Source organism: Leisingera sp. ANG-M6, assembly GCF_000813905.1.
Taxonomy (GTDB): domain Bacteria; phylum Pseudomonadota; class Alphaproteobacteria; order Rhodobacterales; family Rhodobacteraceae; genus Leisingera.
Genome location: NZ_JWLG01000009.1, coordinates 1 through 14,277, shown reverse-complemented (window position 1 = coordinate 14,277; position 14,277 = coordinate 1). Strand labels below are relative to the sequence as shown.

The 14,277-nt window shown below is 63.9% G+C and carries 13 protein-coding genes and 1 riboswitch; of the genes, 3 read left to right on the top strand and 10 right to left on the bottom strand.

The features are described 5' to 3' along the window. Window positions 1-95: 95 nt before the first annotated feature. The 5 genes from RA24_RS06330 to RA24_RS06310 all read right to left on the bottom strand — a co-directional run bounded on the left by RA24_RS06330 (window position 96) and on the right by RA24_RS06310 (window position 6,324). Window positions 96-1,334, bottom strand: coding sequence for an aspartate kinase (locus tag RA24_RS06330; protein ID WP_019295767.1), 1,239 nt, complete (start codon window positions 1,332-1,334; stop codon window positions 96-98). A 207-nt stretch (window positions 1,335-1,541) separates the two neighbouring features. Then, the gene (locus RA24_RS06325) at window positions 1,542-2,990 is read right to left on the bottom strand and encodes a TrkH family potassium uptake protein (RefSeq protein WP_019295768.1); all 1,449 of its coding nucleotides are present in this window, start codon (window positions 2,988-2,990) and stop codon (window positions 1,542-1,544) included. Between the two features lie 47 nt (window positions 2,991-3,037). After that, window positions 3,038-3,949 carry a hypothetical protein gene (locus tag RA24_RS06320; RefSeq protein ID WP_052269546.1) on the bottom strand — a complete coding sequence of 304 codons (912 nt, stop codon included), beginning with the start codon at window positions 3,947-3,949 and terminating at the stop codon, window positions 3,038-3,040. 304 nt (window positions 3,950-4,253) lie between these two features. Continuing rightward, window positions 4,254-5,357 (bottom strand): GTP cyclohydrolase FolE2, encoded by a 1,104-nt coding sequence (folE2, locus tag RA24_RS06315; protein ID WP_019295770.1) that lies wholly within the window; start codon window positions 5,355-5,357, stop codon window positions 4,254-4,256. A gap of 112 nt (window positions 5,358-5,469) precedes the next feature. Continuing rightward, window positions 5,470-6,324, bottom strand: coding sequence for a LysR family transcriptional regulator (locus RA24_RS06310; RefSeq protein WP_039149781.1), 855 nt, complete (start codon window positions 6,322-6,324; stop codon window positions 5,470-5,472). 110 nt (window positions 6,325-6,434) lie between these two features. On the opposite strand from RA24_RS06310, the gene RA24_RS06305 reads away from it, so the two are divergent. Continuing rightward, on the top strand, window positions 6,435-7,223 hold the full coding sequence (locus tag RA24_RS06305; RefSeq protein WP_039190574.1) for a HalD/BesD family halogenase: 789 nt from the start codon (window positions 6,435-6,437) through the stop codon (window positions 7,221-7,223). Continuing rightward, on the top strand, window positions 7,220-8,470 hold the full coding sequence (locus tag RA24_RS06300) for a M24 family metallopeptidase (protein ID WP_039190572.1): 1,251 nt from the start codon (window positions 7,220-7,222) through the stop codon (window positions 8,468-8,470). Before RA24_RS06305 ends, RA24_RS06300 begins: the two co-directional genes overlap by 4 nt. Window positions 8,471-8,574: 104 nt before the next feature. Here RA24_RS06300 and metZ read toward each other — a convergent pair whose 3' ends face one another. After that, window positions 8,575-9,765 (bottom strand): O-succinylhomoserine sulfhydrylase, encoded by a 1,191-nt coding sequence (gene metZ, locus RA24_RS06295; RefSeq protein ID WP_039149817.1) that lies wholly within the window; start codon window positions 9,763-9,765, stop codon window positions 8,575-8,577. A 61-nt stretch (window positions 9,766-9,826) separates the two neighbouring features. After that, window positions 9,827-9,905, bottom strand: a riboswitch (SAM riboswitch). Window positions 9,906-10,041: 136 nt separating this feature from the next. On the opposite strand from metZ, the gene RA24_RS06290 reads away from it, so the two are divergent. Next, window positions 10,042-10,731 (top strand): glutathione S-transferase N-terminal domain-containing protein, encoded by a 690-nt coding sequence (locus RA24_RS06290; protein ID WP_039190570.1) that lies wholly within the window; start codon window positions 10,042-10,044, stop codon window positions 10,729-10,731. Window positions 10,732-10,822: 91 nt separating this feature from the next. Here the strand turns inward: RA24_RS06290 and RA24_RS06285 are convergent, their stop codons facing one another. From RA24_RS06285 to RA24_RS06270, 4 genes are all read right to left on the bottom strand, one after another. Then, window positions 10,823-11,434: an inner membrane-spanning protein YciB gene (locus tag RA24_RS06285; RefSeq protein ID WP_019296884.1), complete on the bottom strand. Its 612-nt coding sequence runs from the start codon at window positions 11,432-11,434 to the stop codon at window positions 10,823-10,825. A gap of 30 nt (window positions 11,435-11,464) precedes the next feature. Further along, the gene (locus RA24_RS06280; RefSeq protein WP_019296883.1) at window positions 11,465-12,367 is read right to left on the bottom strand and encodes a DMT family transporter; all 903 of its coding nucleotides are present in this window, start codon (window positions 12,365-12,367) and stop codon (window positions 11,465-11,467) included. 86 nt (window positions 12,368-12,453) lie between these two features. Next, window positions 12,454-13,632, bottom strand: a complete 1,179-nt coding sequence (ftsY, locus tag RA24_RS06275; RefSeq protein WP_019296822.1) for a signal recognition particle-docking protein FtsY — start codon at window positions 13,630-13,632, stop codon at window positions 12,454-12,456. A 77-nt stretch (window positions 13,633-13,709) separates the two neighbouring features. Continuing rightward, window positions 13,710-14,277 (bottom strand): lysoplasmalogenase (locus RA24_RS06270; protein ID WP_039190568.1); only part of this gene is annotated, 568 nt, incomplete at its 5' end.

Here is a 14,277-nt window from a genome sequence, read left to right as displayed (position 1 = left end):
CTGCAGGCAGAACACCGCCCGCCACGGGGCTCACACAAAAAAGGCGCCTGAACGGCGCCTCTGCAGATATCTAAAATCTTTTTCGGAATAAGCGCTTAGCGGGCTTTTTCCAGTTCGAACGCATCATGCAGCGCCTGTACCGCCAGCTCCATGTACTTGCGGTCGATCAGCACCGAGATTTTGATCTCGGAGGTGGTGATCACCTTGATGTTGATGCCCTCGTCCGACAGCACCTTGAACATCTTGGCAGCGACGCCGGACTGCGAGCGCATACCTATGCCAACCACCGACACCTTGGCCACATCCTGATCGGCCAGCAGCTCGGCATAGTTCAGCTCGCCCTGTTCCTTGATCGCCAGCAGCGCCTTTTCGGCACGTGCAACCTGATCAGTCGGGCAGGAGAAAGTCATGTCGGTGCGGCCGTCTTCCGAAACGTCCTGCACGATCATGTCGACGTTCACGCCCGCGTCGCTGAGGGTGGTGAAGATCGTCGCCGCGATACCCGGACGGTCGGCCACCGACTGCACGGTCAGCTTGGCCTCATCGCGGGAGTAGGCAACGCCGTTTACAACATTGGATTCCATGATTTCCTCCTCGTCGCAGACCAGGGTTCCGGCCTCGTCGGACTGTTCTTCAAAGCTAGACAGCACGCGCAGCTTCACCTTATAGCGCATTGCCAGTTCAACCGAGCGTGTTTGCAGCACCTTGGCCCCCAGCGAGGCCAGTTCCAGCATTTCCTCAAACGCAATCTTGTCCAGCTTGCGCGCCTTGCCGCAGATCCGCGGGTCGGTGGTATAGACGCCATCCACATCGGTGTAGATATCGCAGCGCTCCGCCTCAAACGCGGCGGCAAAGGCCACTGCCGTGGTGTCGGACCCGCCGCGGCCCAGGGTGGTAATGCGGCCTTCGGGGCTGATGCCCTGGAAGCCCGCCACTACCGCCACCTTCATGCCTTCGGCAAACTTGGCATTGATGTTTTCCGGCGGGATCTCCTCGATCCGGGCCTGGCTGTGCGCAGAGGTGGTCATCAGCGGCACCTGCCAGCCCTGCCAGCTGCGCGCCGGGATATCCATTTCCTGCAGCGTCAGCGCCATCAGGCCCGCGGTCACGTTCTCGCCAGAGGACACAACGGCATCATATTCCCGCGCGTCGTACAGCGGCGAGGTCTCACCGACCCAGCCCACCAGCTCATTGGTCTTGCCGGACATTGCCGACACGATGACGATCACGTCATAACCCTTGGCCACCTCAACGCCGACGCGTTTAGCGGCGCGGCGGATGCGGTCCAGGTTGGCGACAGACGTGCCGCCGAATTTCATCACAAGTACGGGCATATGGAACGGGTCTCCCTGCGCTTGCGGGTTTCGGTCCCGTGCCTCATATGCGAGCGGTCCCCCAAGGGCAAGAGCATGCAGGCCATCCTGGCAAGGAAGCTGCGGCCCGCCCCCGGATTTCAGCGCGGCAAAGCGCCACAAGGCTTTGACTGCGCAATTTCTGCCAAACCCGCTGCATCCCGTCCCGGGTTATCCGGCTGCTCTGTGTCAGGCGCGCCAGAACCGCACTGTCAGGATTGCATAAACCGCCATGAGTTCCAGCCGCCCGATCAGCATCGCCACGCTCAGGATCCACTTGGCCGGATCGTTCAGGGTCGAGAAGTTGCCCGCAGGCCCGATGGTATCACCCAGCCCCGGCCCAATATTGGCCACCGCTGTTGCCGCGCCGGACACCGCGGTCACGAAATCCAGCCCGGTCAGCGCCAGCATCCAGGCAATGATGCCCAGCGTCACCACGAAGAACATGAAGAAGGAAATCACCGAGCTCAGCACATCCGCATCTACCGGGCGCCCCTCGTAGCGGGTCAGGAACACCCCGTGCGGCGAACGGATGCGCTGGATCTGCACCTTGATCGAGGCAAACAGAAGCTGGTAGCGGAAGATTTTCACCGAACAGGCCGTGGAGCCCGCGCAGCCGCCAATCAGCCCGGTGAAGAAGAAGATCATCACCAGGAAGCTGCCCCACTGCATGTAATCCGCGCTCGCATAGCCGGTGCCGGACATGATCGAGGTGATGTTGAACAGGGCCGAACGCAGCGCTTCCTCGCCGCCATGCGGGCGGGCGTAGTACAGCACCCCTGCCGCCACTGCGACCAGCAGCCCCAGCGTCATCATGAAGCCCCGGATCTGGCTGTCGCGCAGCAGCGGGGTGCCGTGCCCGTTAATCAGCTGCACATAGCGCACAAACGGCAGCGCCGCCAAAATCATAAAGACAGAGGCTGCGTATTCCACCGGTCCGGCAAAGGCCCCGAAAGAGGCATCGTAATTGGCAAACCCGCCGGTGGCGATGGTGGTCATCGAATGCACCAGCGCATCGAACGGCCCCATGCCCATCATCATGTAGACCAGCATGCAGGCCATCGTCAGCGACACGTAGATCAGTGAGATCTGCTTGGCGATCGCCTGCGCCCGCGGCAGGATTTTCCCAAAAGTGTCAAAGCTTTCGGATTTAAAGATCTGCATGCCGCCAACCCGCAGTTCGGGCAGGAACACCATTGCCACAACGATGATGCCGATGCCGCCCAGCCACTGCAGGATGCCGCGCCACAACAGAAGACCGCGCGGCAGATCATCCAGCCCGGAGATCACGGTGGACCCGGTGGTGGTCAGGCCGGACATTGCCTCGAAAAACGCATCGACAAAGCGCAGTTCGGTCGCCCCCAGCATCAGGGGCACCGCCCCGAACAGCGGCAGCGCCACCCACACCAGCGTGGTCAGAAGGAAGGTCTGGCGGATGCTCAGCCCCTCCTTCACCCCGTTGGCACAGCTCAGGGACAATAGCCCGCCCACCAGAATGGTGAAGATGGCGCTTTCCAGGAACACATGCCATTCGCCCCGGCCGTCCAGCAGGTCGACCAGCAGCGGGAATACCATCATGGCTCCCAGAATGACGACCAGCAGGCCGATGACATACCCAACCGGGCGGAGATCCAACATGCGGCGCAGCGTTGGCTCCCCGCGCGGCCGGTGTCAAGTGGGCGGCGTCAGTCGCCGCTGCCACTGGTGCCGGCAGCGTTGCGCTGCGGCATCTGCGGCGGGGTGGAAGGCTTGCGCGGACGCTTGGACGGCTCGCCTTCCGGCGCTTGTGCATTGGCGGCAGCAGCAAGTTCTGCCGCGGGGGGCTTGGGCGCAGCGGCAGCGGCTGCCGGGGCCTTTACGCTGCTTGCTGCAGGCTGAGCCCCGCCGCGGCGGGCAGAGGAACTGCGGAACATTGCAGGTTTATCCTCTGCCTTCTCCCCGGCCGTTGTACTGTTCTGATTTTCAGGCTTAACCGCAGTGGGCGCCGCCGCCTGAGCCGCCTTTGCAGTTTCCTTGTTTGGCTCCGGCTTGGCCGGCTCTGCCTTTACAGGTTCCGGCTTGACCGGCACCGCCTTGGCAGCTGCCTGCGGGGCGGCTTCGGTCTTGGCTGCCGAAGTCACTGCCGGCTTGGCAGCTGCCGGTTTGGCAGCAGCGGTTTTGCGCGCAGGCGCCTTGCGGACCGTTGCCTTGCGGCCAGCGGTCTTGCGCGCCGCAGGCTTGCGGGCCGCGGGCTTTTTGGTTTTGGCCTCTGCCTCAGTCGGCGCCGCCGTTGCGGCCTTCGCTTCTGGTGCCGCCGGTGCAGCCTCTGCTTTCGGCGCCGCCGGTGCAGCCTCTGCTTTCGGTGCCGCCGGTGCGGCCTTCGCCTCCGGTGCCGCTTTGGGGGCCTCACCAGCATCCCCTGCCATTGCCGGCACGCCTGCCTGCAGCAGGCGCCGCTGGGCTTCCATCATCGAATGGGCCAGCTGCATCTGTGCCAGCGGCGCCTGCAGCGCGGCCTCTGCTGCCTGGCGCCACAGTTTCATCTGCAGCCCGGCTGCATAGCCCGCCCATTCATGCGTCTTGACCGTCAGGCCGGGGATCTTGTGAAAGCTCGTCATTTGTTACTCCTAAAGTCCTGCACAGCATTTGCTCCGGGACAGCACAGCGATGTCCGGGCAAAGAAAACAGGGAGCAGGCGCCGGGTGCGTCCCGGGCCTGTTGCAGCGGAAAACGGGCCGTCAGTTGCAGACACCAGCGCGCAAGCTCCCCTCGCCCCCGGCAGGACGGCCGGGGGGATTCGATTTGACGCTAGCATGAACTTCTGCACTGCGGCATAAAAAATGCGGCAACGCAGAAATTACCTCGGGCCATTTTGATTGACCCAGCGGAAACCCGCCTGAAAATCAGGCAGGCCGGTCCCCGTTATCCCTGGTGAATCAGGGTGGAGAACAGTTTCGGGTCCAGGCTCATCGCCTTGAACAGCGGCCCTTGAGTCAGCACGCTGACCGCATCATGGCTGTGCAGGCTTTCCTGGTGGCTCGCGACCACCCGGAAATCGCCGATCCGGTCATCACTTTGCAACGCCTCGCAGAACAGCCGCGCCGCATCTTCGACAAAGATCGGATTGGCGGCATTGAGCTCGGCAAAGGCCTGCTCGTCCTCGCGTTTCACCATCACCTGGGTCTCGGTCGGCACCGCCTTGCGGCACAGCTCAATCAGGTCTTCGAACCACAGGCACTCGCTGCCGGGCACCGACTGCACCGAAATACGTGCCACCGAGCGCTGCGAATGCGGTGTCGCCAGCTGGCCGCGCGCCTGGCGGGCGTGCTCCGACAGCTCCAAGGAGCACGGGCAGGTCGAGGAATAGACATAGTCCAGATGCATGATCTTCTCGCGCACCCCGTCATGGTCCACCAGCTCCAGCGCAAAGTCGTAATACTGGTAGCCGCTGAGACCGGAGCGCAGGCTGTTCACCCGCGCCGGAAAAGAGAACCGCATCTGGATGCGCGCATCCGGGCTGTCCAAGTCGCTCAGGTAATCATCCAGCGCATTCGCCATCACTTCAAAGCTGAAGGTGCGCTCCGCGTGCTTGTAGAAGGTGCGCATGATCCGGGACATGTTGATGCCCTTCTTGCCCGCGTCCAAGCTGACGGTGCCGGTCACGCTGGTTTCCAGCGTCAGGTCGCCATCGTCGCGGGTATGAAACCGGATCGGCAGGCGGAAGTTCGAAATCCCCACATGCTGGATCTGCTCCTTGGCGCCGCGGATCAGGCTGGTCGGCCCGTTCTGCAGATCGGGCAGCGTCGCGCGGTAGGCGTCGTCGGATTTGAAGTCCTCGGGGTAGGTCCGCGACAGCTCCGGGTAGTTGCCGACCTCACGGCCAGGCAGCAGCCGCGCCACCGCGGGGTCCAGCTCGGCAATTTCGGTCTCGGTCACGGTGCCGGCCCAGGCCCGCAGCACATCCAGCGCGGCGGCAGCGGCCTCGCGGTCCGGCGCCTCAGCAGCGTCGCGGTTGTGAATGTTCATCGGCGTTTCCCCCAGTGATACGGGCCCCATATAGGGTGCGGCAGGCCACCCTCATATACTGTTACGCGGCAATTTTCAAAACGGATCCGCCATTTGCGGCAGAACCGGCGCCTTATCGGACCCCCAGCACCTCTGCAAGGGTCCGCAAGCGGCGCGAGCGCGACTTATAATGCGCCGTCACCAGCACATAGGGCCGCGGCATCTCCAGCGCCGGGCCGTCCAGGCGGTGCAGCCTGCCCGCGCGGACTTCGCCGCCTACAACCTGTTCCGGCAGCAGCGCAATCCCCAGCCCCGCCTGCACCAGCGCCACCACCGAGGGCACCGACTGCCCGATAACCGCCGAGGCCAATTCCGCCCGCTCAATTGCGTGCTGCACAAAATACTGCCGCCAGCCCGGCACCGAGGAAATGGTCTCGCCCCAGCTGACCTCCACCAGCGGCGCCGTCCGGATGTCCATGTGCTGGTCCCTGCCAACCGGCACCAGCCGGTCCGTGAACAGGGGCTGCGTCCGGTGCTCCGGATGTTCGCCGCCATAAGTCAGCCGCGCATCAATGCCCTCCGCTTCCAGGTCGATCCGGTCATCCTCGATCCTGAGCTGCACCGGCACATCCGGCCGCACCTCCGCAAAACTCTTCAACCGTTCCGGCAGCCACAGCTGCGCCAATGCGGGTGTGGCCGAGATCACCAGCGGCCGGCGGGTGCCGCCTTCGGTCAGCGCCTCGGTGAAGCTGGCAATCTCCGCCAGCGACATCGCCGCCTTCTGGTAATAATCCCGCCCGGCATCGGTCAGCCGCACCTGGTTGGCGCGGCGGGTGAACAGCTTCAGCCCCAGCCAGTCCTCCAGGTTCTTCACCTGCATCGACACCGCGGCAGAACTGACGCCCAGCTCCGCTCCGGCAGCCGAAAAGCTCCCGGTCCGGGCGGCGCATTCAAAGGCGCGCAAAGCGTTCAAGGGCGGCAGCTTCATGGCCGCACAGTGCAAGAAAATCTTATGCTCGCCAAGATATTTTGTAGTGGTCAGATCGCCGCCCGGCGCGCAGGCTTGGGAAAAGCCTGAAAGACCCCAAGGAACACCCCATGCGCGATATTCTCGATCTCGACCGTTACCCGCTCGACCGCCCCGGCACCCCGGAATGGCAGGCCTTGGTCGACCGCTGCCGCGCCGAGCTGGTGGCGGACGGCATGTTCAGCCTCGAAGGCCTGATGAAACCGGAGGTCGCCCAGAGTGCTGCCGACGCGCTGACGGGCAAGTTCGAGACCGAAAGCTTCCACCACAAGCGCTGGCACAACATCTATTTCAAGGACGCCGTCGACGGCCTGGCCCCGGACCACCCTGCGCTGCAAAAGGTCGAGACCTCGAACTTCACCCTCTGCGCCGACCAGTTCCCGGGCTCACCGGTGTTGCGTCTGTACGACTGGCCGCCCTTTGCGGAATTCCTGGCCGCCACCATGGACAAGCCCGCGCTCTACACCATGGACGACCCGCTGGCGCGGCTGAACATCATGTCATATGGCGCCGACCAAGCGCTGAACTGGCATTTCGACCGCTCCGAGTTCACCACAACAATGCTGCTGCAGGCGCCTGACGAGGGCGGCGAGTTCATCTACAGCCCGGAACTGCGCACGGACGATGACCCGAACTACGAAGGTGTTGAGCGGCTGCTGGCGGGCCAAGACCCCAATATGCGCGTGATTACCCTTGATCCCGGCACCCTCAATATCTTCCGCGGCAAGAACTCGCCCCACCGGGTCGGCACGGTGAAAGGGGACAAGACACGGGTGATCGCCGTTTTCACCTTCTACGAAAACCCGGGCGTGCGGTTCACTGACGAGGAGAACATCGGCTTCTACGGTCGCGCCTCATGACGGAGCTGGCTGTTTTCAAGGACGAGCGCAAACGTACCTTCCTGAACGCTGAAGGTTCGGACATGCCGCTGAAATCACCGCTGGGCCAGGACGTTCTGGACCGTGCCCGCGCCTACCGCCTGCAGCGGCTGCGCGATGAATTGGCCCGTCAGGACGTGGCGGGCCTTCTGCTCTATGACCCGGTCAACATCCGCTATGCCTTTGACTGCTCCAATATGTCGATCTGGACCGCCCACAACCCGATCCGCTACGCGCTGATCCTGAACGGCGGCCCCGGCATCATGTTCGAATTCAAGGGCTGCGAGCATCTGAACGACGGGCTGCCCGGCATTGATGAAGTCCGCAATGCCATCGGCTGGATGTTCATGTGCGCAGGCGACAAGGCCACGGACCGGCTGACGCCCTGGGCAGCGGAGATCTCGGATCTGGTCAAGCAATACGGCGGCGGCAACCTGCGCCTCGGCGTTGACCGGATGGAGCCCGAGGGTGTGCACGCCCTGTCAGAACACGGCCTCCAGATCATCGACGGCGGCCAAATCACGGAAACCGCCCGCGCCATCAAATCCGCGGATGAAATAGAACTGATGCGCTGGACCATCCGCGTCTGCGAGGCAGGCATGGCCCGGATTTATGACCACTCAGTACCCGGCGTGACCGAGCAGGAACTCTGGGCGCATCTGCATTTCGAAAACGCCCGCTCCGGCGGCGAATGGCTGGAAACCAAGCTCCTCACCTGCGGTCCCAACACCAACCCCTGGTACAAGGAATGCTCAGCCCGCGAATGCCGCGCGGGTGAAATGATCTCTTTCGATACGGACATGATCGGCCCCTACGGCTATTGCGCCGACCTTTCCCGCAGCTGGACCTGCGGCTATGTGCCGATGAGTGACACACAAAAGCGGCTGTATGCAGCGGCACGGGATCAGATCGAGCACAACATGGCGCTCTTGCAGCCGGGCCTCAGCTTTGCCGAGTTCAACGCCAAGAGCTGGCAAATCCCCACCCCCTATCAGCCCTACCGCTACTCGCTGGCCGCGCATGGCGTCGGCATGGCAGACGAATGGCCGGTGGTGCCGCTGCATGTGGACTTCGCCGGTGCCCATGGCGGATGCTTCGAGGAGAATATGGTGATCTGCATCGAAAGCCTGATCGGCGAAAGAGGCTCCGAGTCGATCAAGCTGGAAACCCAGGTGCTGGTCACCGCGGACGGGCCGCTACGGCTCGACAGCTTCCCCTGGGAGATGTGACCAGGCAAAAAAGAGAGGGGGCTGTCTGCCCCCTCTTGAGCCTGCGGCTCAATTCACCCCCGAGAGTATTTCAAGAAAGATGAAATCCCGCCGGGTCTTTGGTATCAAGCTTGCGAGGCCTCCAGCGCTGCCTTCAGGTCGGCGATCAGGTCATCCGCATCCTCAAGGCCCACCGAGAAACGCACCAAGCCCGGGGTAATGCCCAGCTCGTCCTTCAGCTCATCCGTCAGACGCTGGTGGGTGGTGGTCGCCGGATGGGTGGCGATGGATTTCGCGTCGCCCAGGTTGTTGGAGATCACCGGGATGGTCATCGCGTTCAGGAACTTGAACGCAGCCTCCTTGCCGCCCTTCAGGTCCAGCGACAGGACGGTGCCGCCCTTGCCGCCCAGCTGGGTCTGCACCAGCGCGTTTTGCGCGTGGTCCTTCAGCCCCGGGTAAATTGTGCGTTCCAGCGCCGGGTGGCCGCTCAGCGCTTCCGCGATTTTCAGCGCGGTCTCGGCCTGGGCGTTCACACGCAGCGACAGGGTCTCCAGCCCCTTCAGCATCACCCAGGCATTGAACGGGCTGAGCGAACCGCCGGTGTGCTTCATGTAGGGTTCCAGCGTGCCGCGGATATAGTCCTTGGTGCCCAGCACCACACCGCCCAGCGCCCGGCCCTGGCCGTCGATATGCTTGGTCGCGGAATAGATCACCACATCGGCGCCCTGCGCGATGGCGTCGGAGAACACCGGGGTCGAGAACACGTTGTCCACCACCACGGTGGCGCCAACCGAATGCGCAATCTCCGCAACGCCCGCGATGTCGATCACCTCCAGCGTCGGGTTCGACATGCTCTCGAAAAACACCGCCTTGGTGTCCGGGCGCACCGCCGCCTTCCAGGCCTCCAGATCGGTGCCGTCGATGAACGTCACCTCAACTCCGAAACGGCCCAGCACATCGGCCAGGATATAGTTGCAGGAGCCAAACAGCGCCTTAGCCGACACGATGTGGTCGCCCGCCTTCACCAGCGAGGTCAGCGCGCCGTTCACCGCCGCCATGCCCGACGCGGTGGCAAAAGCATCCTCTGCCCCTTCCAGCGCCGCGATGCGCTTCTCGAACATGTCGACGGTCGGGTTGCCGTAACGGGCATAGATGAACTCGTCCGGGCCGGTCTCGATGAACCGCGCCTCGGCCTGCTCGGCGCTGTCGTAGACGAACCCTTGCGTCAGGAAAATCGCCTCGCTCACCTCGTTGTACTGGCTGCGGCGGGTGCCGCCATGCACCAGCTTGGTGCGCTTGTTCCAGTTGTCGCTCATCTCTTCTGTCTCCTCGCGCCCATAGCGCACAAAAAACCCCCAATCGGCCAAGCGAAAGGGGGTCCTTCACGTCCTGACCTCTTTAGCGGGATTGTTTAACGTGGCCCGCAATCCGGTAACAAATCGCCACGATGTGATGCTTGGGCTTTACGCATCTTGCGGGATTCGGTCAAGCGGCAGCATGTCCGGCTTTCACAGGGATGTGAGCCGCCCTGCCCCTTGCCCGCCCCCCGCGCCCCGTGCTCCTGTGGCCGGGCACACTGACGGAGGCACGCGATGCAGGACCCGATCCAGCTCTATTACTGGCCCACGCCGAACGGCTGGAAAATCTCCATCGCGCTGGAGGAAATGGGCCTGCCCTACGAGGTCACCCTGATCGACATCGGCAAGGGAGACCAATTCGCGCCGGAGTTCCTGAAGATCTCTCCCAACAACCGGATGCCTGCGATCATCGACCCGGACGGGCCGGACGGCGCGCCGGTCTCGCTGTTCGAAAGCGGTGCCATCCTGCAATACCTCGCCCGCAAGACCGGGCAGTTCTACGGCGCGGACGAGCGTGCCCGCCTGACTGTGGATCAATGGCTGATGTGGCAGATGGGCGGCGTCGGACCAATGGCGGGACAGGCGCATCATTTTCTGAAATACGCCCCCGAGGATCTGCCCTATGCCAAGGACCGCTACCGTTCTGAAGTCGCCCGCCTCTACGGCGTGCTTGACCGGCGGCTGGCGGAGAATGAGTATGCGGCGAGCGCGGACTATACAATTGCCGACATGGCGGTCTGGCCCTGGGCCTCGCTCTGGGAGGGCCAGCAGCAGACACTCGAGGACAAGCCGCATCTTGCCCGCTGGCTTGATCTGATGTGGTCCCGCCCCGGTGTGGTGGCCGGCCGGGCGCTGCATGCGGACCTGCGGGCGGACAGGTCCGACAGCAAGGCGCAGCAGGTGATTTTCGGCCAGGGCCGCTAAGCCGCGCAGCCGCAGCGCACCGCCCGGCCAAAGGCTTCAAGCGTCATCTTTGATGACGCGCGAAGACGCGGGAGCCCGCCGCTGTCCACGGTTACTCGGCCGGGCCGGCTTCTTCCTCGATCCCGTATGTCTGCAGCAGCCGCCCCTGGAACATGAAAAAGGCAAACATCGCCACCGGCAGCCCGAAGGTCTTGAAATAGACCCAGGTCTCGGTGCTCTGGGTGCGCCAGATCAGCTCATTCGCCACCGCCAGGCCAAAGAAGAACGCGCAAAGCCGCCGGGTCAGGATCATCCAGCCCTCCTGCTTCAAGGGCATCAGCTCCTCCATCACCACCTTGAGCCAGCTTTGGCCGCGCAGGAGGCCGATGCCCAGCAGCCCGCCGAACAGCAGATACAGCATCGTCGGCTTCATCTTGATGAAACGGTCGTCGTTGAACCACACCGACATGCCGCCGAACAGCACCACCAGGATGAGCGTGGCAAACTGCATCCGCGACAGATGGCCGGTCAGCTTCCACAACGCCAGTGTGGACGCCACCATCAGCGGGATGAAGGCCGCGGTGATGACGATGAAGCCCTTGTACTCGCTGCCGCCGATCAGAAACACCTCATCCTTCAGCTTCAGATAGCCGATGAAAAACAGGACAACTGGGCCCAGTTCCAGCAGCATCTTCAGGGTCGGGTTGATCTTCTTTGCGGCCATGGGGCCTCCTGTCAGTTCTGCACGCGGGCTTTAGCCGCCCACTTCCACTATCACGGCGCCCAGGGCGATCAAAGCCATCAAGGCAATCCGCCGCGGCCCCACCGTTTCCTTCAGCACCAGCCAGCCGATGAGGGCGGCAAACACGGTGGAGGTCTCGCGCAGCACCGCCGCCTCCCCCACCTTGTCGAGCCGGGTCGCCAGCATGATGGCGCCAAAGGACGCAAACGCCACCAGCCCGCCAAAGAAGCCCCGCACCATCAGCGGCCCCGGTTCGGGCGGCGCAGGCATGGTCCGCCAGTGGGCAAAGGCGATCACCGGGAACACCAGCCCGTCGATCATGAAAAACCACGCCAGGAAGGTGAACGGATCCGCCGTCGCCCGGATGCCATAGGCGTCATATGTGGTGTAGGCGGCCACAAACAACCCGGTCACCACCGCCAGCCCCAGAGCAATTCCCAAGGTGTCCCGGTTAACCGTCAGGTAGCGGTAGTTGTACCCTGCAAGGCCGAAGATCCCCGCCAGCAGCACCGCCACCCCCAGCCATTGCACCGGGGTGAACACCTCGCCGAACAGGAAGAAAGAGCCGATCACCGTGAACAGCGGCCCGGTGCCGCGCACCACCGGGTAAACCACCGTGTAGCTGCCCTTGGTATAGGCCAGTGCCTGGAACAGCTTGTAGAAAACATGGATCACCCAGGCGACGAAGAAGATCAGCCACATATGCGGCTCCGGCCAGGGCACCACGAACAGCGCAAAGGGCGCCGCCATCACGCAGTAGGAAAAGTCGATCGCCCCGCGCGACAGCCAGGGGTCATGCCGCCCCTTCTGCAATGCGCCGAAAACCGCGTGCAAAAAGGCCGCCCAAATGGCCAGGAACAACGCCGCCTGATGCCCGGCCTCGGTGCCTTCCAGGGAAATCAGCCAATCGCTCAAATCAAATGCCTTTGCTCCGGAAGGGAGCACCGGGGGCTGCCTGCCCCCGGACCCCCGGGGATATTTCTAGCCAGATAAAGGGTAGATCAGTTCTTTTCCAAACCGGTCAACGCCGCGGCAAATTCCTCGGGATCAAACGGCGCCAGGTCGTCGATCTGCTCACCCACACCGATGGCGTGGATCGGCAGGCCGAACTTGTCCGCCAGCGCCACAAGAACCCCGCCCTTGGCAGTGCCGTCCAGCTTGGTCATCACCAGGCCCGACACATCCGCCAGCTGCTGGAAGGTGCCGACCTGGCTCAGCGCGTTCTGGCCGGTGGTGGCATCCAGCACCAGAAGCGTGTTGTGCGGCGCGGTCTCGTCCTTCTTGCGGATGACGCGGACGATCTTGGCCAGCTCCTCCATCAGGTCTGCCCGGTTCTGCAGCCGCCCGGCGGTGTCGATCATCAGGAGGTCAGCACCGTCTTCCTGTGCCTTGGTCATGGCATCAAACGCCAAGGAGGCCGGGTCGGATCCTTCGGGCGCTGTCAGCACCGGCACGCCTGCCCGGTCGCCCCAGACCTGCAGCTGTTCGACAGCGGCGGCGCGGAAGGTGTCGCCTGCGGCAATCACCACCTTCTTGCCTGCGCCCTTGAACTGGCTGGCCAGCTTGCCGATGGTGGTGGTCTTGCCGGAGCCGTTCACGCCCACAACCAGCACCACCTGCGGGCGCTTTGCGTAGATCGGCAAGGGCTTCGCCACCGGTTCCATAATACGCGCCACTTCCTGCGCCAGCAGTTCCTTGATCTCGCGGCTGGAGACCTTCTTACCCATCCGCCCCTCGGCCAGGTTGGCAGTCACCCGCAGTGCGGTGTCCACCCCCATGTCGGCGGCAATCAGCAGCTCCTCCAGCTGCTCCAGCATGTCGTCATCCAGTGCCCGGCGCGGTTCAGCCGCCGTGGTGCGCCCTATCAGGCGGCCCAGCAGGCCCGGCGATTTCTTCTCAGGCTCCGGCGCAGGCTGCGGTGCCGGTGCGGGCTTGGGTTCCGCAACGGGCTGCGGTGCCGGCGCGGGTTCGGGCGCAGGCTCCGGCTCGGCAACAGGTTCCGGCTGCGGAACCGGCGCAGGCGCGGGCTGTTCCGGGGTTACCGCAGGGGACTCTGCCAGGGCCTCCACAGCCTCAGCCGCGCTGCTGTCCGCGCCCTCCTCGACAATCGCATCGAGCCCCTGCTCGAGCTTGGAGGAGGATTTGAACAGCCGCTCCTTGAGCTTTGAGAAAAACGCCATCTTGGTCTCCGCAAAAGGGTCTGCACCCCACCTAATGCGGATTGGGCCGGAGTGCAAAGCGCTAGGCGCCGCGAAACTCAGGAAAATGCCGCCAGAAAGCCCGCTTGCGCCCCCCAATAAAGCGGCCAGACCGCAAAGGGCGTGATCCGGCGCAGCGCATGATCGTCCGGCAGCACGAAGGTCTCCGCCGCCAGCACCATGTCCGACAGCATGAAGGCGCAGGCCGCGGCAAAGACCCACGAACCAAACGGCAGCGTCAGCGCCGCCGCCCCCATGCCAAGGATGATCGGGATATAGGCCAGCACCGGCCCCTTCAACGCGCCTGCCCGGGGTGACAGGATGCGCGCCATGACCAGTCCCAGCACCAGGAGAGCCGCTGCGATGGCAATCCCCGGCATTTGCAGCAGCCGCGCCGGGTCGCTTGCCTCCCGCGTCAGGAACAGCACCGCATAGGCCAGATGCCCGGCGGCAAAGGCGCCGACACCCGCCATGAACGCGCCTTCGCCGTCGCGCGAAAGGAACAGGTCGCCCAGTGCGCATAGGCCCAGCGCCACGGCCAGCAGCCAGGGTGCCCCCAGCAGCAGCGCCGCCAGCGCCAGCAAGGCAACAGAGGCGGTTTTCAACAGGCTGCGCAGCACCCCCGGC

Coding starts and splice junctions, on each gene's coding strand:
- RA24_RS06330 (WP_019295767.1), bottom strand. CDS start 1,334: ATGCCCGTACTTGTGATGAAATTCGGCGGCACGTCTGTCGCCAACCTG.
- RA24_RS06325 (WP_019295768.1), bottom strand. CDS start 2,990: ATGTTGGATCTCCGCCCGGTTGGGTATGTCATCGGCCTGCTGGTCGTC.
- RA24_RS06320 (WP_052269546.1), bottom strand. CDS start 3,949: ATGACGAGCTTTCACAAGATCCCCGGCCTGACGGTCAAGACGCATGAA.
- folE2 (WP_019295770.1), bottom strand. CDS start 5,357: ATGAACATTCACAACCGCGACGCTGCTGAGGCGCCGGACCGCGAGGCC.
- RA24_RS06310 (WP_039149781.1), bottom strand. CDS start 6,324: ATGAAGCTGCCGCCCTTGAACGCTTTGCGCGCCTTTGAATGCGCCGCC.
- RA24_RS06305 (WP_039190574.1), top strand. CDS start 6,435: ATGCGCGATATTCTCGATCTCGACCGTTACCCGCTCGACCGCCCCGGC.
- RA24_RS06300 (WP_039190572.1), top strand. CDS start 7,220: ATGACGGAGCTGGCTGTTTTCAAGGACGAGCGCAAACGTACCTTCCTG.
- metZ (WP_039149817.1), bottom strand. CDS start 9,765: ATGAGCGACAACTGGAACAAGCGCACCAAGCTGGTGCATGGCGGCACC.
- RA24_RS06290 (WP_039190570.1), top strand. CDS start 10,042: ATGCAGGACCCGATCCAGCTCTATTACTGGCCCACGCCGAACGGCTGG.
- RA24_RS06285 (WP_019296884.1), bottom strand. CDS start 11,434: ATGGCCGCAAAGAAGATCAACCCGACCCTGAAGATGCTGCTGGAACTG.
- ftsY (WP_019296822.1), bottom strand. CDS start 13,632: ATGGCGTTTTTCTCAAAGCTCAAGGAGCGGCTGTTCAAATCCTCCTCC.